This window comes from Pseudomonas sp. S32 (genome assembly GCF_016648095.1).
Lineage (GTDB): Bacteria > Pseudomonadota > Gammaproteobacteria > Pseudomonadales > Pseudomonadaceae > Aquipseudomonas > Aquipseudomonas parafulva.
Window position 1 is genome coordinate 26,686 of sequence record NZ_JACVVF010000012.1, and the last position, 25,623, is coordinate 52,308.

Annotated in this window: 22 protein-coding genes; all 22 read right to left on the bottom strand. The window is 62.2% G+C overall.

Going from position 1 to position 25,623, the window contains the following annotated elements; translation table 11 throughout:
• Positions 1–5: 5 nt before the first annotated feature.
• The 22 genes from IAE38_RS08875 to flgG all read right to left on the bottom strand — a co-directional run bounded on the left by IAE38_RS08875 (position 6) and on the right by flgG (position 25,588).
• The gene (locus IAE38_RS08875; RefSeq protein ID WP_201217128.1) at positions 6–1,355 is read right to left on the bottom strand and encodes a polysaccharide pyruvyl transferase family protein; all 1,350 of its coding nucleotides are present in this window, start codon (positions 1,353–1,355) and stop codon (positions 6–8) included.
• On the bottom strand, positions 1,352–2,395 hold the full coding sequence (locus IAE38_RS08880) for an NAD-dependent epimerase/dehydratase family protein (RefSeq protein WP_201217130.1): 1,044 nt from the start codon (positions 2,393–2,395) through the stop codon (positions 1,352–1,354). Before IAE38_RS08880 ends, IAE38_RS08875 begins: the two co-directional genes overlap by 4 nt.
• The gene (locus IAE38_RS08885) at positions 2,382–3,416 is read right to left on the bottom strand and encodes a class I SAM-dependent methyltransferase (protein ID WP_236403764.1); all 1,035 of its coding nucleotides are present in this window, start codon (positions 3,414–3,416) and stop codon (positions 2,382–2,384) included. Before IAE38_RS08885 ends, IAE38_RS08880 begins: the two co-directional genes overlap by 14 nt.
• Entirely contained in the window at positions 3,416–4,048 is a 633-nt protein-coding gene (locus IAE38_RS08890) for an HAD family hydrolase (protein ID WP_201164324.1), read from the bottom strand. Before IAE38_RS08890 ends, IAE38_RS08885 begins: the two co-directional genes overlap by 1 nt.
• Entirely contained in the window at positions 4,048–5,874 is a 1,827-nt protein-coding gene (locus IAE38_RS24150) for a thiamine pyrophosphate-binding protein (RefSeq protein WP_201217133.1), read from the bottom strand. The genes IAE38_RS08890 and IAE38_RS24150 overlap by 1 nt, the downstream gene beginning before the upstream one ends.
• A gap of 1 nt (position 5,875) precedes the next feature.
• Entirely contained in the window at positions 5,876–7,405 is a 1,530-nt protein-coding gene (locus IAE38_RS08900) for an N-acetylneuraminate synthase family protein (RefSeq protein WP_201217136.1), read from the bottom strand.
• Positions 7,405–8,730, bottom strand: coding sequence for a lipopolysaccharide biosynthesis protein RfbH (gene rfbH, locus IAE38_RS08905; RefSeq protein ID WP_201217138.1), 1,326 nt, complete (start codon positions 8,728–8,730; stop codon positions 7,405–7,407). Before rfbH ends, IAE38_RS08900 begins: the two co-directional genes overlap by 1 nt.
• Complete coding sequence (rfbG, locus tag IAE38_RS08910; protein ID WP_201217141.1) at positions 8,723–9,790, bottom strand: CDP-glucose 4,6-dehydratase; 1,068 nt, start codon at positions 9,788–9,790, stop codon at positions 8,723–8,725. Before rfbG ends, rfbH begins: the two co-directional genes overlap by 8 nt.
• Entirely contained in the window at positions 9,781–10,551 is a 771-nt protein-coding gene (gene rfbF / locus IAE38_RS08915) for a glucose-1-phosphate cytidylyltransferase (RefSeq protein ID WP_201217144.1), read from the bottom strand. The genes rfbG and rfbF overlap by 10 nt, the downstream gene beginning before the upstream one ends.
• 207 nt (positions 10,552–10,758) lie before the next feature.
• Positions 10,759–12,234 (bottom strand): transcriptional regulator FleQ, encoded by a 1,476-nt coding sequence (gene fleQ / locus IAE38_RS08920; RefSeq protein WP_201217155.1) that lies wholly within the window; start codon positions 12,232–12,234, stop codon positions 10,759–10,761.
• Between the two features lie 165 nt (positions 12,235–12,399).
• Positions 12,400–12,741 carry a flagellar protein FliT gene (gene fliT, locus IAE38_RS08925; protein WP_201217158.1) on the bottom strand — a complete coding sequence of 114 codons (342 nt, stop codon included), beginning with the start codon at positions 12,739–12,741 and terminating at the stop codon, positions 12,400–12,402.
• The gene (fliS, locus tag IAE38_RS08930) at positions 12,710–13,111 is read right to left on the bottom strand and encodes a flagellar export chaperone FliS (protein WP_028633478.1); all 402 of its coding nucleotides are present in this window, start codon (positions 13,109–13,111) and stop codon (positions 12,710–12,712) included. The genes fliT and fliS overlap by 32 nt, the downstream gene beginning before the upstream one ends.
• A 126-nt stretch (positions 13,112–13,237) precedes the next feature.
• Positions 13,238–14,623 carry a flagellar filament capping protein FliD gene (fliD, locus tag IAE38_RS08935; RefSeq protein ID WP_201217160.1) on the bottom strand — a complete coding sequence of 462 codons (1,386 nt, stop codon included), beginning with the start codon at positions 14,621–14,623 and terminating at the stop codon, positions 13,238–13,240.
• A gap of 82 nt (positions 14,624–14,705) precedes the next feature.
• Positions 14,706–15,056: a flagellar protein FlaG gene (locus tag IAE38_RS08940; RefSeq protein ID WP_060481425.1), complete on the bottom strand. Its 351-nt coding sequence runs from the start codon at positions 15,054–15,056 to the stop codon at positions 14,706–14,708.
• Between the two features lie 76 nt (positions 15,057–15,132).
• Positions 15,133–16,575: a flagellin N-terminal helical domain-containing protein gene (locus IAE38_RS08945; protein WP_201164330.1), complete on the bottom strand. Its 1,443-nt coding sequence runs from the start codon at positions 16,573–16,575 to the stop codon at positions 15,133–15,135.
• Positions 16,576–16,923: 348 nt separating this feature from the next.
• Entirely contained in the window at positions 16,924–17,853 is a 930-nt protein-coding gene (locus tag IAE38_RS08950) for a ketoacyl-ACP synthase III (RefSeq protein ID WP_028633482.1), read from the bottom strand.
• A 285-nt stretch (positions 17,854–18,138) separates the two neighbouring features.
• Positions 18,139–19,701: a flagellar hook-associated protein 3 gene (locus tag IAE38_RS08955; RefSeq protein ID WP_201164331.1), complete on the bottom strand. Its 1,563-nt coding sequence runs from the start codon at positions 19,699–19,701 to the stop codon at positions 18,139–18,141.
• 12 nt (positions 19,702–19,713) lie between these two features.
• On the bottom strand, positions 19,714–21,756 hold the full coding sequence (gene flgK / locus IAE38_RS08960) for a flagellar hook-associated protein FlgK (RefSeq protein WP_201217163.1): 2,043 nt from the start codon (positions 21,754–21,756) through the stop codon (positions 19,714–19,716).
• A gap of 12 nt (positions 21,757–21,768) precedes the next feature.
• On the bottom strand, positions 21,769–22,938 hold the full coding sequence (gene flgJ, locus IAE38_RS08965) for a flagellar assembly peptidoglycan hydrolase FlgJ (protein ID WP_201217169.1): 1,170 nt from the start codon (positions 22,936–22,938) through the stop codon (positions 21,769–21,771).
• 11 nt (positions 22,939–22,949) lie between these two features.
• Positions 22,950–24,059 (bottom strand): flagellar basal body P-ring protein FlgI, encoded by a 1,110-nt coding sequence (locus IAE38_RS08970; protein ID WP_028633486.1) that lies wholly within the window; start codon positions 24,057–24,059, stop codon positions 22,950–22,952.
• Positions 24,060–24,070: 11 nt separating this feature from the next.
• Entirely contained in the window at positions 24,071–24,766 is a 696-nt protein-coding gene (gene flgH, locus IAE38_RS08975) for a flagellar basal body L-ring protein FlgH (RefSeq protein ID WP_201217172.1), read from the bottom strand.
• 36 nt (positions 24,767–24,802) lie between these two features.
• Complete coding sequence (gene flgG / locus IAE38_RS08980; protein ID WP_028633488.1) at positions 24,803–25,588, bottom strand: flagellar basal-body rod protein FlgG; 786 nt, start codon at positions 25,586–25,588, stop codon at positions 24,803–24,805.
• Between the last annotated feature and the right edge of the window lie 35 nt (positions 25,589–25,623).

The window sequence follows — 25,623 nt, forward strand, 5'->3', positions numbered from 1 at the left end:
ATTGTTCAGTGCCCGCTTGCCTGACGGTGCTGGCGGGATAGATACCAACGCTGTGATAGGGCGTTGACTTGGGCCAGCTTGGCGAACATTTCATCTGGAATGCCCGCGCAAAGTGCCAGCTGCGCTTCCAGGTTGAGCAGTTCTTCGGCTGCCGGGCCGGGCGCGTGCTCCTCGCGAGCCACCCGAACATCCGGCTCGGGCTCCCAACTATCGAGAAGGGCGCCGTCTGCGCCAATGTTGCTATCCAGGCCCAGGGTACGCAGCGTTTGCACGAAGCTGGCATAGGCCCGCTGATAACGCGGCAGCGTGGCGGTGTAGTCACAACGGGACAGGAAGTAATCGACTGTCATCGTTGCGGGCAGGTCGTGCTCTGCGACAAAGGGCAATGAGAAGAACTCGCACATCTCCCGAACCCTGGCGTCGTGGGCAATGAATACCGCCGGCTTGCCAGCATGCACCGCTGGCGTCACGCCATGCATCCTGGCGCCGAAGACGAAATCCATCGAGCCGAGAAAGTCTTTCCACAGGGTGTAGTTGGTGAAATAGCGCACACGCCCTTGCTTGAGCAAAGCCAGCAATGGCGACAGGTCTTTGTAGAGCCGTCGAGCGGTGTACACATCCGCTCCAGTAATCTTGCCGGGGTAGTACAGCACCTGGGCAAGCAGGCCGAATACCTGCTCGACATAGTAGTAATGGTTCTGGCTGGCCAGGCGCAGAACGTCGTCGATGCGGCTATGGTCATTGCCCTGGTAGTTCGAGTAGCACACCGCCACTTTTGCAGGCGCGTCTGGCACGCTCAGCAGCGAGTGCTTGAGCGAGGGGCCATTCAGGTAAAGCGAGGGGCAACCCAGCGGCACTGCATTCTTGATGCCCAGGTCATTGAGCACCTGGGCAGAGTAATGGCCCCGGGTGCCTACCAGCGGTGAGCGGTCGGCGATGACCTGCAGGTAGCGAACCACGGCTGGCGACAGGGCCCGGTGAAAGTCAGGGCGATATTGATATTCCCTGGATTGAATGGATTCACCGAGGCTGAAAAAGGGAATGGTCAGCTTCTCGATGAAGCGTGTGACGTATTCATAGGGGTACCCGTCGTGATCGTAAGGCGCCGGGGCAATCCTGCACGGGATGAAGAAGATGACCCTCGCATACTTTTCGTTGACCTCCTCGGCACTCATGCCGAAGTTCCAGGCCTCGAAATGACGCCCTGAAGTGAGCATCGCGCCGGCATTGGCGTAGACAATATCGCCAATGTTGATCAACTGGGCATGGTGCGGGTAATTCGCTCCCGTCTTGCGGATACCTCCGGGTGGAGGCAGATAACCGATCAGGGTCGGTCGTGGGTCGGCAACGTTCATGTATTGGCCTGCCAGAGCCTGGACAATCCCACATCCAGGCAGGTGAGAGGCGCCCATCCCAAGGCGCGGATCTTGTCGATATTGAAGTGCCCGGCGCTTCTGGCTGCCGGTGCCAGGCCGTTGCGGGCCCTGGGCAGCACGCTCAGTCGCCCGGTTTTGCCAGCAGCTGCAATCAGGCGCTCGGCCAGTGCCAGAATGCTGGTTTCCTGGGTTTCACCGACGTTGTAGGCATGCCCAGGTTCGCCACGCAGCAGGATATGCAACAGCCCGAGCACGGTATCGGACACATAACAGAACGGGCGCGAGGCGCTACCGTCGGAGTCAAGCTGGATATCGCGGTCGTTCAGCACATCGGCCAGCAGGTCAGAAATAGCCCGGCCATCGTCCAGCCGCATGCCCGGCCCATAGCAATGGGAGATGCGCGCGATCCGGGTGTCCACGCCGTACTGGGTGTGATAGGCACGGCACAGTGTCTCGGCCAGGCGCTTGCTTTCGCCGTAGCAGGCCCGCGGCGACAGAGGGTCTTCATGACCAAAGTCACCCTCGGCAATCGGCCCGGCCTGCCCTGGATTGTCGCCGTATACGGCACCGCTGCTGAGAAACAACAACCGTGCCTGGGTGGCCCGGGCAAGTTCCAGCAGCGCCCGAGTGCCATCAGTGTTGGCGCGTATCGTATCGACGGGCCGTTGCAGATAGTCCCGGGGGCTGGCGGGGCTGGCGGCATGAATGATGAAATCAAGGGGTGCCGCCGGTTGGCACGGTTGCGTCACATCCTGGATCAGCGGCGTCACTTCACCGGGGATGTCTACCCACGGCATACGCCTGTGCAACTTCTGCAGGTCGCGGGCCAGCGCATACAGGCGAAGGTTCGCCCGTGGGTGATGGCGGTTGAGCCAGACCAGGGCTTCGACCACATGGCCGCCAATAAACCCTGACGCGCCAGTGACCAGCACATGCCGGCCATACAGCGCTTCCCACGGCAACGAGGCACCCAGCAGGCCGGTCAGGTCCTGCGCGAGAATACGATCAGGCGTCTTCATAGATGCTGTCCAGGCCGATGATGCGCTGTGCGGCAATGCCGACACTCAGCAAATGCTGCCGAATGTCCGTGGCGAAACGAATCGAACAGATGACGACAGGCAAGTTGGCATGCTGCTGCGGGTCGTAGCCGGTGACCACGTGCTTACCGAAACGCTGCCCCCATTTAGCAGCTGACGAGTCGAGCAAAGCGCGGATATGCAGCGACTCCGCCAGGGGAGCGATGTAGTTGAGGTAGTCACCCCCGATGCCATACACCAGGAACGGGCCACCTGTGCGTTGCTCGAAGCGCTGCAGCAAAAGCTGTTGGCGTTGGTCTGCGGCAGGTTCGAGGTGCGCGACAAGCCGCAGCGAATCGGAGTACACCGGCGATTCGTAATGCCCTGCCGACAGGGCTTGGCAGGCAAACCCGCAGCGGGCCAGCAGCAGGGCCAGGGACGCCGGGGTGAACTGGTGCAGATGCTCGGGGTTGCAATCACTGGCCAGCAGTGGGTGCCCGGCCTGGTTCGGCACCTCTACCAGCACACGCCCTTGCCCGCTCAGCAGCCTGGCCCAGGCCGCTACCTCCTGTTCCGGTCGCAGGATGTGCTCAAGCACATGGAATGAAACGATAAGGTCATACGGGGCCGCCTGAACCTGGCTGGCCGGCGTGCTGAACACGGTGTCCAACTGCTGCGCAGCCAGCAACCGGTCCTGGGACAGCTCTACCCCATCATAGGTGACAGCACAGCGCGCCTTTATCTCACGCCCCAGTTCGCCTTCGGCACAGCCGATTTCGAGCACGCGCTCACTGCCGGTTTCCAGCAGCCCGGACACAGCAACAACGCGCTCGCGCATCTTGCGCTTGAACCACGGGGTGTTCAGGTCGTTACGGGCAACCAGGGTTTCGTAGTAGCCAAGCCCCTCCGTCGGCAACCGCCAACGGTGCCCGCAGCAGCGACAGCGCGTATAGGCCGGGCTGGGCAGCAACACTGCGGCGGTCATGCAGCAGGGGCATTGGCTGGCGGTGCTGGAGGTATTCATCAGGGGACCAGGCGCTCCAGCATCTGCTGCGGCGAACGCAAGGGTTGCTCGCTGCTGGCGAAGTGGCCATAACCCCACGCCACAGGCCAGAACTCCACGCCGTTGCCCGCCGCTGCACGGCCATCTGCCGACGTATCGCCGATGTAGATCGCTTGCTCGGCAGCGATACCTGCCTCTTCGAGCAAAGCGGCAATCATGCCGGTCTTGTCCTGATAGCGACCTGGGTAGGAATCGCTGGCGAACACCTTGCTGAATAGCCCCTCCCAGCCGAGTGCCGCAAGAATGCGCTGGGTTGGCAACAGGCGTTTGTTGGTGGCGATGCACAGGTTGAAACCCTGGGCGTGCAACTGCTCGATAACCGCCTGGCAACCGGCGTAGGCGGCAGTTTCCAGGCATGCCTCGGCGTCGTACAGGGTCTTGAATGTGGCGCTCATGGCGTCGAGCAGCGCGTTGTCGGAGCTGCCGCTCAGGGTCGCAAGCGTCTGGCGCAGCGGTGGCCCGATAAGGCTGTCGTCCACCGGGCACACAGCCTGCTGGCCATGCACCTGGAGCACGCGGGAAAAACAGCCGAGAATGGCCGGCGCAGAGTCCACCAGGGTGCCATCAAAGTCGAACAGGATGTGACGTTTCATCATTCCCCCTGCCGAACTCGGCGCGACACCTGCGCGAGGTTGCCTGCCATTTCTTTTTCCAGTACCGCCAGCGGCAGCAACGGGCTCATGTCCTCCAGCGGCATGGACGTCATTGAGCCGTCGGCCTGGGGAATTGCCGCCACCTTCGGGCTCAATGCCTCATCCTTCATCAACAGCACCTCGACGATCATTGGCCGAGGTACTTGCAGCGCCTCGGCAAGGCCTTGCTCCAGCTCGGCAACGTCACTGATGCGCTTGAACGGCAGGTGATAGGCCTGGGCGAGTTCCTGCAGGTCCGGCATCCACAACCCTGCTTCGGGCCCAGTGCCCACATAACGGCCCTCGAAATAGTTACGCTGGGTATTGCGGATCGAGGCGTAACCGCCGTTGTTCATCACCACCAGGCAGATGGGCAGGTTGAAGCCGCGCATTGTGGCCAATTCCTGGATGTTCAGTTGCAGGCTGCCATCACTTTCCACCGCCACCATAGGCTTGCAGCCATTGGCGAAGCAGGCACCAATTGCCGCTGGCAGGCCATAACCCATGGCACCGAGGCCGGAGGTCAGAAACACCCGCTGCCCTTCACGGTTGCGGAAAACGGTGTAGAACACTTCAACCGCCAGGCCCGAACTGCCTGTGCTGACGAGCGTGTTTTGCGGTACGGCATTGGACAGCGCGTCGGCAAACTGGAAGTGGCTGATCGGCCCGCTGTCAGGGAATGGCTTGCCATCATTGACGCCGTAACGGGCCTTCCAGTCGCGGCAACGCGACAACCACTGCGGGCGACTGAACGATGCACCTTGCAGCGATACTGCCAGCGCCTCGATGAAACCGGCAGCATCACTGTTGACCGCAACATCAATGGCCATGTCCAGCTTGGCGATCTCGTTGGCATCCACATCGACCACCACCTTGCGTGCATGACGCGCAAAATCACGTGGAGCATAGGCGGTGATGATGTTATCCAGGCGGCAACCAATGGTGATCAGCAGGTCGGCGTTCTGTACAGCGAAGTTGGGCGCACGCAGCGCCACTACGCCGGGGCGGCCCACATAAAGAGGATGCTCGTAAGGCAGCAGATCCATGGCATTCCAGGTGGTGACCAAGGGCACGCCGATGCTTTCGATCAAGTCGCGGAACGCTGCTGCACCGCCACTCAGGCGAACCCCATGGCCCGCAAGAATCAACGGCCGCTCAGCACCTTCGAGCAAGCTGCGAACCTGCGCGAGGGTAGCCGGGTCGAGGGCCTCAACCACTGCTGCCTGCTCGTCGAAGCCGGCCAGGTTGGCGGCATCGATTGGCGCACCTTGCACGTCCAGGGGCACGTCGATCCACACCGGCCCGGCACGGCCGTCCCGCGCCAGGAAGACGGCCCGCTCCAGCTCCCGGCGAATGTCCTCCGGCTGCTGTACGGTGATGGCGTATTTGGTGATCGGCTCGACCACACTGACAATGTCGACTTCCTGTACGCCTTTCTGGCGCAACGGCGCACCGCGCAGCAGGTCGGCACGCTTGACCTGCCCGGATATGACCAGCAACGGTACCGACTCGATCCAGGCGCCTGCCACGGCCGTCACCGCGTTGGTGGCGCCAGGGCCTGTGGTCACCATCGCCACACCGATATTTTCGTTGATCCGGCAATAGGCTTCGGCAGCGATCGCAGCGGCCTGCTCATGATGACAGGCCACTACGTCCAGGTCGGGGTGTTTGCCGACCGCGTCATTGAGGTGCATGGCACCGCCGCCCGGCAACAGGAAAACATGCTGCACCCCAAGTCCTGCGATGAAATCAGCGATGTAGTCGGCAACACGATAAGGAGTCGGCACGTCAGTCCATCCAATAGCTCAAGAGGGTTTTACGATCGCGATTGGCATTGATCGCTTCATCGGTATAGAACGAATCATTGCTGAAATGGGTAGAAGACAATTCTTCGATGATCGCCCCTTCCTGGCTGTGGAAGGCATGGCGTACACCCGGCTCCACGGTAACCACGTCACCGGGGCGGCAGACCCGCGTCACGCCATCCAGCTCCAGCGTCAGCTCGCCGTGCAGAACGTGGAAGGTTTCTTCCTTGCGCTTGTGGTATTGCTCCGGGTGCCGCTGGCCCGGCAGCAGCATCAGCAGTTTCTTGCAGTAGCCGCGGTTGACCACCGTGAGCATGGCCAGCCCAGTCTCGTCGAAGCGGTCCAGGCCATAGTGGTGGGAGATCTCCAGGTCGACACGCCCTGGCACCACGACGTGGCTGCCACTGAGCTGCGCCCGCACCTGCTGGACGATGGCCCAGACCTTGCCCCGCACATCACGCTGGTTGCTGTTGTCCGGGCTCAGGGCAGCGTGTTCGGGGATGTCCGCCTGGGCGGTGAAGGTGCTGTACTTCGACCAGTCGTTGGCCGTGAACTGGCCGTCTTGCGGTGGAAAGGCGAAATACACATCGTCAGCCTGCACCACCTCACCCGCTGCGATGGGCCGGCGAGCGAACACGCCCCGACGCAACGAACGCAGGCTGGCGCGTTCACTCTCGTTTACCGGCAGGCGCTGCTCGCCTTCACCACACAGCAACAGGGCATATTGGGCCGCTTCCAGCCAGCGCCGGACCTGCTCAGGGCTCGCGGAATAGGCGTTGATCGGATAGTGCTCGGTCGGCAGCCCGACATGCTTCTCGAAGACCCGGGCGCCCTTGGCCATCGCTATCTTGACGATGTCGGTGTTGTCCGGGTTCTCGTGGGTGGAGAAACCTACGCGCACACCGGGGTAGCGGCGGCGCAGAAAGTCCACCTGCGACAGGTGCATGTTGGCATCAGGCGTCGGGTATTCGCCCACGCAGTGCAGGATGGCGAAGCTCTTCTGCCGGTGGGTAAGGAAGCTGACCAGCCGGTCTAGCTCCTCCAGGGTGGAACCTGCGGTTGACACAATCAGTGGGTGCCCGGTCTGCACCACGCGCTCCAGCAGCGGCCAGTCACTCATCGAGCAGCTTGCAACCTTGATTGCATCGAGCTGCTGGGCTTCGATCACATCGACTGACGCTTCATCGAACGGCGTGGACAGGCAGAGAAACCCATGCTCACGGATTTCCGCGACCAGGGCATCAAACTGCTCGCGGGATAACCGCGTCTCGCTGAAGCGCTTGATGTATTTCACATCATCGCGGCCACGCATCGACGGGTGAACGAAGGTGTCCAGGTCGCGGTATTGCAGCTTGAAGGCAAAACGGAACGGGAAATCCTTGCAAACGGCGGCAAATGCCCGAATCAGCGCCACACCATGGGCCACGTCGCCCATGTGGTTGTTGGCCATCTCCAAGATGAACAGGGGTTTGTCGAACAAAGTACCGGCGGTGGCGGCAGGGGCTGTGCTCATCAGTGTGTTCCTCGATTGAGCCAGGCTTCGATGTGACTGGCCGCGTGTTCCAGGTGACCATCGCTCAAGCCCGGCCACAGGCCGATCCAGAACGTGTCGTTCATGATCTTGTCGGTGACTGCCAGCTCACCCGCCACCCGGTACCGCAACCCCTGCATGTAGGGCTGGCGGGTGAGGTTGCCGGCGAACAGCAGGCGTGTGCCGACGCCCTGGGCGTCCAGGTAGCGCACCAGCTCCACCCGGCGGCCTTCAGCGCCGTCGCGCAGGGTGATGGGGTAGCCGAACCAGGACGGGTCGCTGCCGGGCGTGGCCTGGGGCAGGATCAACCGGTCGGCGCAACCGGCCAGGCGCTCGCTCAGCCAGGCGAAGTTGCGTTTGCGTGCGGCGACAAACCCGTCCACACGGTCCATCTGCGCCAGTGCGCAGGCGGCCTGCATGTCGGTGATCTTCAGGTTGTAGCCCAGGTGCGAGTAGGTGTACTTGTGGTCGTAACCTTGTGGCAGGTCACCCAGCTGCCAGCAGAAGCGCTTGCTGCAGGTGTTGTCCTCCCCCGGCGCGCAATAGCAGTCACGGCCCCAGTCGCGGAACGATTCGATAATGCGCTTGAGCAACGGCGACTCCGTGAATACCGCCCCACCCTCGCCCATGGTGATGTGGTGCGCCGGGTAGAAACTGAGGGTACCGATATCGCCAAAGGTGCCGACCATGCGCCCTTCGTAGGTGGAGCCCAGGGCGTCGCAGCAGTCTTCGATCAGCCACAGGCCGTACTTGTCGCACAAGGCGCGGACCACGCCCAGGTCGAATGGGTTGCCGAGGGTGTGGGCCAGCATGATGGCCTTGGTCTTCGGGCCGATGGCAGCCTCGATCAGTGCCGGGTCGATGTTGTAGGTGCCCATCTGCACATCAACGAACACCGGTACCGCGCCAAACTGCAGGATCGGGTTGACCGTGGTCGGGAAACCGGCCGCAACGCCGATCACTTCATCGCCAGGCTTGATCGCACGCTCACCCAGCCGCGGCGAGGTCAGGGCCGACAACGCCAGCAGGTTGGCCGAAGAGCCGGAGTTGGTAGTGAGTACGCAGCGCCGCCCCAGGTATTTGGCCAGGCGCTTCTCGAACGCCTCGTTGAAGCGGCCCGTGGTAAGCCACCCGTCCAGTACCGCTTCGGTCATGGCCTGCAGTTCGCCCGCACCGATGACCTTGCCCGAGGGCGGCACATTGCTCTGCCCTGCAACAAAGGGTTTGGGCGCCATCTGCAGGTCGGCATAGCGGCCAACCAGCTCGGCAATCTGTTGGCGCAACTGCTGCGCCGTGCTGTCACTCATGGGTTTCGCCTTGATGAGCCGCGATCTGCTCGCGGGTAACAATGTTCATGTCACGCCCCGCACGCCATGCCAGGTGCCAGGCCAGGGTCTGTTTGAGGGTATGGTCCAGCGACCAGCGTGGCGCCCAGCCCAGCAACTGCCGCGCCTTGCTGGAGTCCAGGGCCAGCAGCCCTGCCTCATGGGGCTGGGCATCGGCCGCGACCGACCAGCGGGCTTCGCCGGGCCAGTGCCGGGCAAGACGGCTGACGATGTCACCCACGCTGGCCAGCCCAGCGCTGTCCGGGCCGAAGTTCCAGGCGCCGGCGTGCCGGTCGCCCTCGGTGAGCAGGCTTTGGGCCAGTTGCAGGTAGCCCATCAGCGGGTCGAGCACGTGCTGCCAGGGGCGCGTAGCGCCTGGGTAGCGCAGAACAACTTCTTCCCCGCCCTGCCAGGCGCGGAAGATGTCCGGCAACAGGCGTTCGGCAGACCAGTCACCGCCACCCAACACGTTGCCCGCCCGCGCCGTGGCCAACGCCACACCGGCAGTGCGCAGAAACGAGTCGCGGTAGCTGGCGCACAGCAGTTCGACACAGGCCTTGCTGCTGCTGTAGGGGTCGAAGCCGCCCAGGGCGTCCTGTTCACGGTATGGCCAGGGCCACTCGCGGTTGTCGTAGCATTTGTCGGTGGTCACCACCAACACGGCGCGCACTGAGGGTGTAGCGCGCACCGCTTCCAACAGGTTGAGCGTGCCCATGACGTTGGTGGCGTAGGTATCGACGGGTGTACGGTAGGCCTCGCGTACCAGCGGCTGGGCTGCCAGGTGCAGCACCAGTTCGGGCTGGAACGCCTGCACGGCGCCCGCCAAGGCCGAGCCATCGCGGATGTCGCCAAAGTCACCGGCCACGTGCTGCTGCAATTGCGCCACCTGCCACAGCGAAGGCGTGGTGGCTGCGGGCAAGGCGAAGCCACGCACGTCAGCGCCCAGCTGGCGCAGCCACACTGCCAGCCAACCGCCCTTGAAGCCGGTATGGCCGGTGAGCAGCACCCGGCGGCCCGCCCAGAATGCCGAGGTCAACGCCATAGCTGCCACGCTGCCTCGCCGTTTTTCCAGTGAGCCTCGAGCAGGTTGCGGTCACGCAGGGTATCCATGGGTTGCCAGAACCCCCGGTGCAGGTGGCTCATGAGTTGGCCGTCCTCGGCCAGGCGGCGCATGGGCGCGTCCTCCCAGGTGGTGGCATCACCGTCTATGTAGTCCAATACGGCCGGATCCAGCACGAAGAAGCCACCGTTGATCCAGCCGCCATCGCCTGCGGGCTTTTCCTGAAAACCGCGTACCTGGTCACCCTGCACGTCCAGCGCGCCATAGCGCCCCGGCGGCTGCACGGCGGTGACGGTGGCCATCTTGCCGTGCTGGCGGTGGAAGTCGATCAGGCGCGGAATATCCACGTCCGAAACGCCGTCACCGTAGGTCAGGCAGAAGGTTTCATCGCCAACGTAGTCGCGCACCCGCTTCAGCCGGCCACCGGTAGCGGTGTATTCGCCGGTGTCGACCAGCGTTACCCGCCAGGGCTCGGCGTGGCGGTTATGGATGTCCATGCGGTTTTCGGCCATGTCGAAGGTGACGTCCGACATGTGCAGGAAGTAGTTGGCAAAGTACTCCTTGATCACGTAGCCCTTGTAACCCAGGCAGATGATGAAGTCGTTGATGCCGTAGTGGGAGTAGATCTTCATGATGTGCCAGATGATTGGCTTGCCGCCTATCTCGATCATCGGCTTGGGTCGCAGGTGGGATTCTTCGCTGATGCGTGTGCCCAGCCCACCGGCCAGAATGACTGCTTTCATTGTACTTTTCGTCCGCATTGGTCGGAGGGGTGACAAAAAACCGACCCCTGGCACTGGATGCTAGGCAATAGCAAAACACATGCCGGGTTGGTGGGTGGGCGGGCGGTTTCTGGGGAATTGGAGGGAAGTGGGGAGGAAGGGCTGCTTTGCAGCCCATCGCGAGCTCTGCTCGCTCCTACGAATGCGCGAGCGGAGGCCGCTTGAGCGTTAGTCTTCTGCCTGGTCCTCGCCACCTTGGCGGCTCATGCCGTATTTGCGCATCTTCTCCACCAGGGTGGTACGGCGGATGCGCAGGCGTTCGGCGGCACGGGCAACGATACCGTTGGCATCGTCCAGCGCCTGCTGGATAAGACCTTGCTCCAGGCTGCCCAGGTAGTCCTTGAGGTCGAGCCCCTCTGGCGGGAGCATGGCAGGGTTGCTGAAGTTGGGGGTGTGGCCGTTGATGGCCACGCGCTCTTCCAGGTCACTGCGCAGGCTGTCGACCATCTGCTCGTCTTCGTCGTCGATGTAGCGGAATTTCTTCGGCAGTTCCGACACACCAATCACCCCGTACGGGTGCATGATCGCCATGCGCTCGACCAGGTTGGCCAGTTCGCGCACGTTACCCGGCCAGCCATGGCGGCACAGGGACATGATCGAAGCCGAGTTGAAGCGGATGGAACCCCGCTTCTCGTGCTCCATGCGCGAGATCAGCTCGTTCATCAGCAGCGGGATGTCCTCGACGCGCTCGCGCAGGGGGGCCATCTCGATGGGGAACACGTTCAGCCGGTAGTACAGGTCTTCGCGGAAGGTGCCGTCCTCGATCATGTTTTCGAGGTTCTTGTGCGTGGCGGCGATGATGCGCACATCGATGCTCTGGGTCTTGTTGCTGCCCACGCGCTCGAAAGTGCGTTCCTGCAGCACGCGCAGCAGCTTCACCTGCATGGGCAACGGCATGTCGCCGATTTCGTCCAGGAACAACGTACCGCCATTGGCCAGTTCAAAGCGCCCTGCCCGGCTGGTGATGGCCCCGGTGAATGCGCCCTTTTCATGGCCGAACAACTCGCTTTCCAGCAGCTCCGCAGGGATAGCACCACAGTTGACCGGCACGAAGGGTGCCTCACGGCGCTTGGAGTGGTAGTGCAGGTTGCGCGCAACCACCTCCTTGCCGGTGCCCGACTCGCCCAGAATGAGCACGCTGGCGTCGGTGTCGGCCACCTGCTGCATCATCTGGCGCACGTGCTGGATGGCGCGGCTGGTACCGACCAGGCTGCGGAACAGGTTGGGCTCGCGCTGACGCCCACGTTCACGGGCCTGGTCATACATCTCGCGGTACACCTGGGCGCGGTGCAGCGAATCCAGCAACTGACTGTAGCTGGGCGGCATTTCGAGGTTCGAAAGCACGCGGCGGCGCAGGTCCTCTGGCAGGTCACCGGAAGAAATATCACCTAAAAGCAAGACCGGAAGGAACTCATCCCAGGTTGCGACTGTCTTAAGCAACCCAAGCAGGGTGCCAGGCGCATCCACGGCGCCGACGAGTACGCACAGTACCTCGCGGCTGGAAGACAGCGGCTCGACCACCTGCTGCCAGTCAGCACTGGTGCAGGGCAGGTTGTCTTCGCCCAGGAAGTTCAGCACCACCGCCAGATCGCGGCGGCGGGTGCTGTCGTCATCGATCAGGAGAATCTTGGTTTCACGCCACATGCAATAGCAACTTCCCTAGTCATATCGGCGCCCGAAGGCATGCTCGACATCATTCCGACTGAATGGTCAGTGTTCGGACGTCTGAAATACGAAAACAGCCACTAGTTAAGTCAAAAAGGGTCGCACAGTCAAATTTATGGCGCCTTTTGTTCAGTTGTTCGCATCTTAACTGAACAAATGATAAACCTTTGAAGCATTCTTCGCTTGGTTGATCTGGGTCATCTCTTCGGCAATTGCCTGGCGCTCGCCGGTTGTCACTTCGATGAGGCTACGGTAGACCTCCATCACCCCTTCGAGCTTTTCCCGCAGCAAGCCTTGATCGTACGAGTGGGTTTCGAGCACTTCGTCGATACAGGTACGGCATGCAACGTCCAGCCTGGCAATGGAATCCCAGTCACGCTCGCCCAGGGCGCCAAGCAGGGCATCACACGTATCGTCGAGGCGTTGCAGTGCAGTCACGGTAGTCTCCTTGCCGTCAGCTGGCAGGCTGGATGTCGGCGATGCCATCCCAACCGCTCTTCACGGTGATCAGCAGCCGGGCCACTTCATCGATGATGCCAGCATCGTTGTCGATGTTGGCCTGCATCAGGCGGTTGGTCATGTACACGTAGAGGGCATCGAGGTTTTCAACGTATTGCGGGTTCTCGCTCTTCTCAGGCGAGAGGCCGTCGCGCAGGCCAATGATGATGTCGATCGCCTTGCCCAGCATCAGCCCCTTCTCGGCCACGTCACCCCGCGCCATTGCCCCTTTGGCCTGCGCCATGCGATCAAGGCCACCTTCCATCAGCATCTGCACCAGGCGGTGCGGCGTTGCTTCGGAAATCTGGGCATGGGAATTGACCTTCTGATACTGACGAAGGGCTCTCATGGGATTCATCTTGCGACCTCGTGGCGGGCATGCTTCTGGAAGGTTGATACTTTATGTATCGGGCAAAACACGGAAAACTTTACGGGTTATTGCCCGAAACCAGCGATAAAACCGGTTTCGGGCAACGGCTTACGGTCAGTCGTCGCTGCTGGACTTGTTCAGCGCATTCAACGTACTGAGCACCGAGCTTTGCTGCTGGCGCAGCTGGGTAACCAATGTGTCCATGTTGTTGTACTTGTCCTGCAGGCTCTTCTGCAGGGCCTCCATCCGTGCATCCAGGGTGTCCTGCTCGGTCTTGAGCTTGGTCAGGCTTTCGCTAAGGGTTTTCGAACGCTCGGCCAGGGTACCGGTGGACGCCTTGGCAAACGGCTCGGTAACTTTTTGCAGGCGGGCCAGCAGCCCGTCCTTGCCATTGAAGATGCTGGTCAGGTCTGCCGCATTGGTGCTGGCGACCTTGTCCCACTTCTTGTCATCCAGGCTCAGCGTGCCGCCATCCTGCGAAGAGGTAACCCCGAAGGCTGCCAACGACTTGAGGGTGCCGTTGCCGGACACCGCATTGAGTTCTTCACGGATGGACGTCATCAGCGTGCGCATCGATGCATCGCCGGTCAGCGCAGCCGCTGTCATGCTGCCATCGGAATTCTTGGTGACCTTGGTTTCGGCGTTCACCACTTTCAGCAGCGCGTTATAGCTATCGATGAAGCCTTTGAGGCCCGACTTGAGGGTAGCGCTGCTGGTGCTGAGTGAGAGCGTGGTAATCGTATCTTCGCCCGTTGAGCTTTTTGGAGATACACCTACCAACTTGATGTTCAGGCCACTCACTGCATCGGTAATATCATTGGTCTTCGATTTCATGGCGACGCCATCGAGCATGTACTCGGCGTCCGCGGGCTCGTCTACGACCTTGTAACCCGTGTCGATTCCAGAATTCCCAGACAGGGTAATGTCCGACCCCTCGCCCATCTTGGTCGATGTAATGACCAGCCGCGAGCCTGTGGCATCCGTGAGCACGTTGGCACTCAGGCCTGCCGGGCCGAACTGGCTGTTGATGCTGTCGCGCACCTGCTGCAACGTTGCGCCAGCCGGAACGCTCAGGTCGTAAGCCTTGCCATTCTGGGTCATGGTCAGGGTGGTTGCGGTAGTGCCTTTGTTGACCACCGACCCTGCCCCGTCCGCGTACACCTGGGTGGACACCTTGGACGCCTTGGCCAGCTTGCTGACCAGCAACGAGAACGAACCATTGGCAGCGCCGGCGCCCATGGTGACGGTAGCCACCTTTTCGTTGGACGACTGCAAACTCAAGCCGCCAAAACTATTGGTATCGGTCATGTTGGTCAGCGCACCACGGAAGGCATCGAGCGCTGACTGGATCTTGCCAATCGAGGACAACGTGGTGGTTGCCTTCAGCGTTTGGGTATTGATTTGCGTCTGCTTGGGCGCCTTCTGGGCGGCCACGAGCGAATCGACGATGGCCTGGGTGTCGATACCCGAGCCGATACCACTGACGGTTGTACCTGCCATCATTGCTCTCCTTGAACGGTAGCTGCCAGATCCTTGGCGAAAAATCCTTAAAAGACCTAACAACAACAAAAATCATGCCAGCCTAAGCGCGCCCCTCGAACAGCAGGCTGCCGGCTTCGCTGAGGCTCTGCGCGAGCTTTAACGCCGTTTCAGACGGTAGCTGGCGGATGACCTCGCCCGAGTCGGTGGCGATCACCTTGACCACGACCTGCCCGGTGGAATCATCAATGGAAAAGTCCAGCTGACGCTGGCTCGACTGCACGAAATCACGGATATCGCCAACCGCTTTTTCCAGGTCCTCGCGCGTGTGCGGCTTGGGCTCGGGCGGCGCGGCTTCCTGCACCTTGGCAGGCACGGCCGGGTCCCGCTCCGCCGCAGAGGGCTGGGGTAACACAGGGGGGTACACCTGACTCAGCTTGAGACTGATGTCCATGTTCCGAACTCCTCATGTCAAAAAGGGTGAAAGGGCACGTAAACGCGCCCTTTCACCCTTTACTCAGGCGCCTGAATTACTGGAGCAGTTTCAGGACCGAGGAAGGCAGCTGGTTGGCCTGGGACAGGATCGCAGTGGATGCCTGTTGCAGGGTTTGCTGCTTGGTCAGCTCGGCAGTTTCCGAAGCGAAGTCCACATCCTGCACGGTGGAGCGGGCAGCGGTGGAGTTCTTCTGGATGTTCTGCAGGTTGTCAACGGTGGTTTGCAGACGGTTCTGGGTAGCACCCAGGCCCGAACGTACGCTGTCGATCGAACCGATGGCCTTGTCGATAACGGCCAGGGCGTTCTGGGCGTTGACGGCAGCGGTCACGTCGGTGTCGGCGATGGTGGTCTTTTTCGACGACACCGAAGCTGCACCGAACAGGTCAGTTGCGCCAGTACCGGTTGCGCCGTTGGCAACGGAGTAGCCTTTGGCCGAGTCCAGCGAGATCTGGCCAGTCACTACGGCCTTGTCGTTCGCAGTCGCAGACAATGCAGTCAGTGTTGCAGCGTATTCGCCACTGCCATTCTTGGCACCGACCGAGATCGCCTCTGCACCTGCTTTCGAGGTGAAGCTGAGGTTCTCACCGGTGTCGGACTTGACCTCCAGGCTTTTGGTAGATTCGTCGTAGTTAACGCTGATGCCGAGTTTGGCAGCGTTAGACTTCAACTGGTCAGCCAGGCTGGCAGTGTCGGTCACGCCGATGAAGCTGACGGTGCTGCTGCCGACTTTCAGGTCGAAGTTGGCAGGAGTGGTGGCAGCGCCGCTGGCAACGGTCAGCTTGACTTCGGTGCTGGCAGCGGCAGTCAGGCCACCGATAGCGCCATTGAGCTTGGCCGCGATGTCCTTGGCCGAAGCGCCGGCATCGTAGCTGACAGTTTTGGTCTGGCCGTTGCCGGTCACCACCAGGTCGGCTGCAGTCACGCCGCTTGCAGTCGGGGTGATGGTGCCGGATTTAACCTGCTGCGAACCAATGCTCTTGGCCGAGACGTTGTCCAGGGAAACGTTGATGGTTTCGTTGGCGTTGGCACCAACCTGGATGGCCTTGGTACCGTACGAGCCGTCCAGCAGCTTCTGACCACCGAAGGTGGTGGTGTCGGAGATACGGTTCAGTTCGGCAGTCAGGGCCTGGTATTCGTCGTTGTTCGACTTGCGGTCGTCGGCGCTCAGGGAGCCAGTGGCCGACGACAGTGCCAGGGTACGCATTTTTTGCAGGATGTCGGTCGAAGCCTGCATTGCACCTTCAGCGGTCTGCGCGATCGAGATACCGTCGTTGGCGTTCTTTACAGCCTGGCCCAGGCCGTTGATCTGGCTGGTCAGGCGGTTGGCGATCTGCAGGCCAGCAGCGTCGTCTTTAGCGCTGTTGATACGCAGACCCGAGGACAGACGCTGCATCGCGGTGGCCTGAGCGTTGCTGGCCTTGTTCAGGTTTACTTGGGTAGTAACCGAAGCAATGTTGGTGTTTACAGTTAAAGCCATGACGAAATCCTCGTTGTATGGGTACTGCGGCTTCCGGCCTTGGCAACCGCCGGATTGGCCTAGAGAACCTTCGTAATAGTTATCGTCGGATGGCCTGGTTGCTTGAGGGGTTTTTCAAAAAAAAAATGCTGGCACGCGGCCAGCCTTTGAAATCAATGGGTTGAGGGCGGTTTGTTGGCGCCAGAAATAATACATACCGGGCATGTAGGAGCGAGCAAAGCTCGCGATGGGGTGCAAAGCACCCCCATCAAATTTCGCATGACTGCCCAGATAGCGGGGGGCTGCTACGCAGCCCATCGCGAGCTGCGCTCGCTCCTACGGGGCACACCAGGCCACGCCGGAGAGGCCTTAATTGCGATAAAGAATCGCCGAGCCCCACGACAGCCCTACACCAAAGCCGCTGATAGCCACGCGCTTCCAGTTGCCATCGAGCATGTGCTTCTGCAGCAACAGCGGCACGCTGGAGGACACCGTGTTGCCGGTTTCCAGCATGTCCTTCACGAATTTCTCGGGGTGATGCTCTTCGAAGCGCCGCGCCACCGCATCGACGATCGCCGCGCTGCCCTGGTGAATGCAGAAGGCATCGATATCCGCAGACTGCAGCCCGCTGGCGTCGAGCAGCTCGTGCAGGTGCGCCGGCACCTTGACCAGCGCGAAGTTGAACACCTGGCGGCCATTCATGAAGAACTTGCCATCGCTCACCTTCAGGTGCTCGGCGCCAGAGCCGTCGGTCCCGAAGCGGGCCTGGCCCAAGTTCCACACCGCATCTTCAGCCATCCACGTGGCGGTGGCGGCGTCACCGAACAGCATGGTGGTGTTGCGGTCTTCGGGGTCAACGATCTTGGAGTACGGGTCTGCAGTAATCAGCAGGCCGTTCTTCAGGCCCGCCGCCTCCATGAAGCCCTTGATGGCGTAAAGGCCATATACGTAACCGGAACAGCCCAGCGAAACATCGAAGGCCGCCACGCGGGTGGACAGGCCAAGCTTGCTTTGAACGATGGCGGCCGTGTGCGGCAGGCCTTCTTCATCGCCGTTCTGGGTGACCACGATCAACGCGTCGATCGACTGCGGATCAAGATCGGGGTTGCTGGCGAACAGGGCCCGTGCGGCCTCTACGCACAGGTCGGAGGTCTCCTGCTCCGGGGCCTTGCGTGGCAGGAAGGACGCGCCGATCTTGCCGAACATGAACTCTTCGTCCTTGCCGAACTTCGCACCCTGGACATAGTTATCCAGGCCAGCGGTGGGCACGTAACTCGCGATGCTTTTGATGCCAATCATTCTGGCTTCCCAATGAAAACAGCCAAAGACCACCACTCGATAAATTGAGGGCGCCAAATACCGGGGCGTCACCGCTGGGGAAGGAAAGCAGCGCTTTCCTGCGCACCGGTAACAAAATGCTGCTGCATAGAATACAGGGAAGATGACCGTTTTGACTCATTGGTCACATTGAAATGCAATGAAAGCCGGGTAATGCGGCGCAGCACAGAGGTGCGCCGCCCCGCCCCCGTAGGAGCGAGCGCAGCTCGCGATGGGCTGCGCAGCAGCCCCGCATTGCATGAGTGATCAGAGCTTGTTGAACAAACTCAACTGGGAAATGCGCGAGAAGGCCAGCTGGGAGGCCTCCAGCATGGCCTGCTGCAGGGTCAGGGTGATCGCAGCCTGAGACATGTCGGTATTGCCGATCGCATCCTGGGTGGTCTTGTTGGCCAGGCCCAGGCTGGTGTTTTCCTGCCGCTGAATTTCCAGCGAACTGCCCCGCGCACCGATCGAACCCCGGGTGATGTCCACCTGCTCGCGCGCACTGGCCAGGTTGGCAATGGCCGAGGCCACCGCATCCTTCAGGCCGTTGGCCGCCCCTGCGCCAGTCACGGGAGTGTCCAGCGCCGCACGCAGCTGGCTGATGGTTTCCAGCACGTTCTGGTTCTGGTGGGTGTTGGCCGTGACCGCGAACTGGTCGCCGGCCTGCGGCGCGCCGTTCACGTCATAGGTCACCCCCGCCACCGTCAACTGCGGCGCAGTGAAGGTACCGGTGGCCACCGGTTTGCTGTCAGCTTTCATGGGCTGCGCATAGAACTCGTACGTGTCTGGCCCGGTGAACTTGATCACCGCCCCGTTGCTGGGGAACGTGCTGCGGTAGGCGGTTGGGTCGGTGACAGCACTGCTGGTGACTTGCGCGGTGGAAGAGTTGCCAGCGCCACGGGTCGTGGTGAAGGAGTCCGGGCGCGCTGCCAATGAGAACTCGCGCCCGGCCACGGCCGCGTCGGCGTCCTTGCCCTCCTCCAGCGTGACGGTGATTTCGAACTCGACACCGCGCAGGGCAATACGGTTGGCCCCCTCGGTCTTGCTGTCGAAATGACCGTTGGTGGGGGTTTCTGCCGTAATGTCGTTGCCATTGGCATCGGTGATCGAATACTGGGTAGCGCTGGTGAACGTGAGCTTGTACGGCTGCCCGGCAGTGAAGCTGTCGTTGTAGCTGTTGCTCGACTTCAACAGACCCGGCGAAACGCCGACCACGCCATCATCGGTGGCCGGCACCAGCAAGGTCGACTGGGTACGGCTCTTGTTCTTCGCTGCATCGAACACGCTGGCACCGCTGTCGTTGGTGGCCAGGTTCAGGGTGTCGGAAACCTGCAGGCTCAACTGGGTCTGGTCACCGTGGTAGCTGTAGGTGCCATCGGAGTTGCGCACGTAGGGCGGTGTAGTGCTCTTGGAGCCGGCGAACATGTAGTCGCCATTGGCATCGCGCGAGTTGAGCAAGCCAAAGATATTGGCCTCGATTTCCTTCAACTCGGTGCTGATCGATACCCGGTCAGCGTCTGTCACACCCGCGCCGCCGGCGCGGATGGCCAACTCGCTGGCGCGCTGCATCGCGTCATTGATGGTGGATAGCACGCTCTCTTCCTGTAGCAGCGCATTGCTTACCGTGTTCATGTTGCCGCTGTACTGGTCCAGCAGCGACTGCTGCTGTTGCAGCAGCAGCAACCGCGCCGCGCCCACCGGGTCATCGCCGGCGGTCTGGATACGCACGCCCGACGTTACCTGGGCGCTGGTCTTGTTCATGTCCGAGAAGTTCTTGGAGTAGCTGCTGGCGCTGGCTTCATAGAACTGAGCAGTGGAAATACGCACGGTCGCTACTCCTTACAAGGCGTTGATCAGGGTGCTGAAGGTTTCTTGCGCCGCCTTGATGATCTGCGACGACGCGGTGTAGTAGTGCTGGAACTTGACCAGGCTGGCCGCCTCGTCGTCAAGGTTCACCCCTGACACCGCACTGCGGCTTTCGCTGGCCGACTTGAGCACCGCCTGGGTGGCGGTGGTATCAATGGTGGCCTGGCTGGCTTTGGCCCCTACCCGCTCGACCAACGACGCATAGGCCGAGGTGAAACTGGTGCCACCGCCGGACCCGGTATTGACCGTGGACTTGGTCTGCAAGCCCAGCAGGGCCGTGGCGTTGCGGTTGTCTGCCTTGCCATCGGCATTGAACGACAGGGTAAAGCTGTCGTTGGCGGCCGGGCTGCCGCCAACGGTGGTTTCCAGCGCGAAGGTGCGCGGGTTGCCACTGCCATCGACAATCGGGTTGCCAGCCCCGTCGCGCATGGGCACCGAGATGGAGAGCTTGTTGTCCTGCCCCGGCACCACGGTGCCGGTGCCGATTTGCGTGCCCTTGGCATCGAACACCTTGTAACCCTGGGAGCCGCCGCTGGCGGTGTCCATCACCACCCGTACAGGCATGGAGTCGCGAATCGCCTGCTGCACCAGGGCATTGTCGGCGCCGCCATAAATATTCAGGGGCTGGCCCAGCGTAGGCTGGGTGATGGTGCCGGTACCGCTGTTGCCACTGCCGGTGGTGGCACTGACCGGGCCGGCGAAGGCCAGCTTGTTGGCATCGGTGAGCACCGTATTGATGGCACCTGCCGCCGACCGGGTGGGGATGACCTTGAAGCTGTCGCCCGCCGCCAGCGCCCCGCCCTTGAGCGAGAGGCTAAAGCCGTCGATCACCGGCGCGGGGTCGGCGTTGAGGTCGAACGAGCCCATGCTGGTGCCGTCGGAACGGCGCACGCTGTACTGGTTGGCGCTGGTGAACTTGACCTCGTAGTCATAGGTGCTAACCGCGCCGCTGTTGGCGATGGTCACGTCGAGGTTGCCGGAGCCTGCGCTGTTGTTGGACGACGCCAGGCTACGCTGGGCGATGGCAGAGGCGCTGTTGATGCTGGTGAACAGCGAGCTGCCAAACTGACCATTGGCGTCGAGGCCCTGGCCCAGCTGGCTGTTGATGCTGTCAGCCACCACCAGGGCGACGCGGCCCAGTTCGTTCATGGACGGGGTCAGCACATCCTGGCGGTAGCGCAGCAGGCCGCCAATGGTGCCGCCGGTGGCGACCGAGGTCACGTCCGAGCTGAACGACTCATAGTTGATGCGCAGGGTGGCCTGGCTCTTGTCCGCCACCCCCGGCTGTACCGACAGGGGGTTGGCCTTGCCGCCGGTGACCAGCGACTGGCCGCTGCCCAGAATGACATCGTAGTTGCCTTCGCGCTCCTGCACGGTCACGCCCACCAGCTCGTTCAGCTGGCGTACCGCTTCGCTGCGGGCATCGAGCAGGTTGTTGGGAGTACTGCCGGTGGCCGTGGCCGCGACGATCTGCTTGTTGTACTCAGCAATGCTGGTGGTGAGCTTGTTGACCTGCCCGGCCAGCGTGTCGAGCTGCGAGTTGATCACTTCGTTCTGCTGGGTCAGCTGGGTGCTGACGGCGTTGAAGCGGTTGCTCAGGGTTTGCGCCTGGGTCAGCAGCAATTGCCGCGAAGCGACGTCACCTGGCTTGGCGGATGCTGTCTGCAAGGCCGAGAAAAACGCGGTGAGCACCGAGCTGATGCCGGTATCGCGGTCGGCCAGCAGTTTGTCGACGCTGGTGATCTGGTCCTGGAAGGCAGCCGAATCGGCCTGCAGCGACGTGGCGGTCTGCAGCTGGTTGTCCAGGTAGGCGCTGTACACCCGGCGCACGTCGGCCAGTGTGGTGCCACTGCCCAGAAACCCCGCACCGATGTACTGCGACGGGCCCGCCTGCTGCATTGCCTGCTGGCGTGAATAGCCGCTGGTCGCAGCGTTGGCGATGTTGTTACTGGTTACCGACAAGGCCGCCTGGCTGGCACTCAGGCCACTCAGGCCGATGGAAATCAGGCTCGACATGATTTAGTCCTTTTAAAGATTCGTGGGTCTGCCAGCCATGGCGTATTGCGGTGTGTTCTGCATCTGCTGGGCAATGCTGATGATCTTCTTCGCATAGCCCGGGTCGGTCGCATAACCTGCTTTTTGCAGCTCGCGTGCAAACTGTTCGGGGTTATCGGCCGAGTTGAGTGCATCTTGATAGCGTGAATTGCTCTGCAACAAGGTGACCAGGTCGTGGAAGCTGTCCTGGTAAGAGTCGTAGCTGCGGAAGGCGGCCGTTTCCTTGACGAACTGCCCGTCGCGGAACTCGCTGGTGATCGCCCTCGCCTGCTCACCCTGCCAGTTGCCGGTGGCCTTGATGCCGAACAGGTTGTGACTGCTGCTGCCGTCGCTATTGCGCATCACCGATTTGCCCCAACCGGTTTCCAGTGCTGCCTGGGCCACCAGGTAGCGCGGGTCGATACCGATGCGCTTGGCCGCCTGTTCGGCCATGGGCAGCATGGTGGCGACGAACGTGTCGCTGTCGCTGAACGCCTTGTTGGGGGCCAGCGGCGGCTGGGCAACCGCACGGCCGACGATGCGCAAGCCGTTATCCGGCACCGCAAAGGCCCTGGCCGGCTGCTGGCCATCACGGGCAGGCACGGCGGCGGTGTTGACAGTAGCGGCGTCGCTTGCGGTAGCAGACGGCACGATGCCTGCCAGCAGGCGGTCGGTGAGTTTGCTCGGCAACGCCAGGCGCCGCGCATTCAGCGCGGCCACATCGTTGCGGGTGCCAACGGCATCATTGCCGTGCACCGGCGCTGCCACCTTGTTGCCCCACAGCGCCGGGCCGCCGCTTTCGCCACGCGGGAACGGGCTGGTGTTGGCAGAGGCGCCACGGCTCTTGGTCAACTGGCGCACCAGCACATCCTGCAGGCCGATGCCACCGCCCTCGCGGGACATGCTCACGGCCAGCTGCTGGTCGTACATGTCGCGGTACTGTTTCACCGTCTCGGTGTTCATCGGGTTGTCGTCGGCCAGCACATCGCTGGCCTTGCGCGAAGCCTTGAGCATTTCGCTGATGAACAGCGATTCGAATTCCTGGGCCACCTTGCGCACGTTGGCGGCGCTGTCGCGGTCCCCGTGCTTGAGGGCGTTGAGGCGGTTGAGGTCGGTGAAGGCACCACTGTCGCCACTGCCAGACACCAGGCTCTTGCTGTTCATCACTGGCGTCCTCAGATCACGATCAGGTCGGCTTGCAACGCACCGGCCTGTTTCAGGGCTTCAAGGATGGCCATCAGGTCACCGGGCGCTGCGCCCACCTGGTTCACCGCCCGGACAATTTCATCCAGCGTGGTCCCCGGGCCGAACTTGAACATCGGCTTGGCCTCCTGCTCGGCGTTCACCCGGGAGCGCGGCACCACGGCGGTCTGGCCGTTGGACAGCGGCCCTGGCTGGCTGACGATCGGGTCTTCGGTGATGGTGACGGTCAGGCTGCCGTGGGTGACCGCCGCAGGCGACACCTTGACGTTCTGGCCGATGACGATGGTACCGGTACGCGAGTTGATGATGACCTTGGCCACGGCCTGGCCGGGGTCGATTTCGAGGTTTTCCAGAATCGACAGGTAGTCCACCCGCTGGCTGGGGTCCATGGGCGCGCTGACCCGCACCGAACCACCGTCCAGCGCCTGGGCCACACCTGGGCCGAGCAGTTCGTTGACCTTGTCGACGATGTGCTTGGCGGTGGTGAAGTCGGGGCGGTTCAGGTTCAGGGTGAGGGTATTGCCCTGGTTGAACCCGCTCGGCACTGCACGCTCGACACTGGCCCCGCCTGGAATACGGCCAGCAGACGGTACGTTGACGGTGATCTTGGACCCGTCACGGCCCTCGGCGTCGAAACCGCCCACCACCAGGTTGCCCTGGGCGATGGCGTAGACGTTGCCGTCGATACCCTTGAGCGGCGTCATCAGCAGGCTGCCGCCGCGCAGGCTCTTGGAGTTACCGATCGACGACACCGTAATGTCCACCACCTGGCCCGGCTTGGCGAACGCCGGCAGGTCAGCGTGCACCGACACCGCCGCCACGTTCTTCAACTGCACGTTGCCAGACCCGGCCGGCACCTTGATGCCGAACTGCGACAGCATGTTGTTGAAGGTTTGCAGGGTGAACGGCGTCTGGGTGGTCTGGTCACCCGTGCCGTTGAGCCCCACCACCAGGCCGTAACCGATCAGCTGGTTGGAGCGCACGCCGGAAATACTGGCGATGTCCTTCAAGCGCTCGGCCTGCGCGGCAAAGGCGCAGGACAGGAGCAAGGTTGCGGCAATCAGCTGCCTCAGGTTGAGCATGGTCTGTGTACTCAGAAGGGCCAAAGCGGGCTCATGAAGAAGCGGTCCAGCCAGCCGGGCTGGCTGGCGTCGGCGAACGAGCCGGTACCGGAATAGGTGATGCGCGCATCGGCTACCCGGGTGGACGGTACGGTGTTGTCGGTGGCGATGTCATCCGCCCGGATCAGGCCGGCGATGCGCACCAGTTCTTCACCGGTATTGAGGGTCAGCCACTTCTCGCCGCGCACGGCGATGATGCCGTTGGGCAGCACCTCGGCCACGGTCACGGTCACCGAACCGGTCAGGGTGTTGCCCTGGGTGGCCTTGCTGTCGCCCTTGGTGGTGCGGTCGCCGCTGTAGCCGGCGTCCAACGACAGGTCGCCACCGCCGAACGGATTGTTGGTATTGGGCGTACTGCCAAACAGCGACGTAAGGCCCAGGCTGGCCTTGCTGTTCTTCTGGATCTGCGAGCCGGCGTTCTTGCTGGCTGACGTACGCTCATTCAGCGTGATGGTAATGATGTCACCTACGCGGAAGGCCTTGCGGTCGCCATACAGGTTCTGTTCGAACCCGGCTTGGTAGATCGAGCCGTTGTTGGCCGCTGCCGGCAATGGGGTGCGCGGCAGTACCGGCGCATAGTACGGGTCGTTGGGCTTGGCCACCGGGGCGACACAACCTGCCAGCAACACCGCCCCGCCCAGGGCGACAACGGACAACAGACGATTCATGGTGCTTACCTCACGGGTGCAACGGGTTTGCAAGGGTTACAGCTGCTGGGTCACGAACTGCAGCATGGAGTCGGCGGTGGAGATCACCTTGGAGTTCATCTCGTAGGCACGCTGGGTGGTGATCATGTTGACCAGTTCTTCCACGGTGCTGACGTTGGAGTTCTCCAGGGTTTGCTGCAGGGTGGTACCGAAGCCGTTCAGGCCCGGGGTACCCACCTGGGGCGCGCCACTGGCCGCGGTTTCCAGGAACAGGTTGCCGCCGATGGCCTGCAGGCCGGCCGGGTTGATGAAGTCGGCGGTCTGAATGTTGCCGATCACCTGGGCAGCCGGGTTGCCGGCAGTGGTGATCGACACGGTGCCGTCCTGGCCCACGGTGAAGGTCTGCGCGTCGTTGGGCACCACCACCGCAGGCTCCAGCGCGTAACCGTTGGCGGTGACGATCTGGCCGTCGGAGTTCAGGTGGAAGGTGCCGTCACGGGTGTACGAAACGGTGCCGTCAGGTTGCAGGATCTGGAAGAAGCCACGGCCGTTGACCGCCATGTCCAGAGGGTTCTCGGTGGTCTGCAGGCTGCCGGCCACGAAGCTCTTCTGGGTGCCGACGATGCGCACGCCAGTACCCACCTGCAGGCCGGAAGGCAGTTCGCTGTCCTGGGTCGACTGGGCGCCAGGCTGGCGACGGATCTGGTACAGCAGGTCCTGGAACTCGGCACGGTCACGCTTGAAGCCGGTGGTGGACACGTTGGCCAGGTTGTTGGAAATGACCGTCAGGTTGGTGTCCTGGGCGGACAAACCCGTCTTGGCGACCCAAAGGGCTGGAAGCATGTGTGTTCTCCTCGCGCGCCTGTTTTACGGCACCC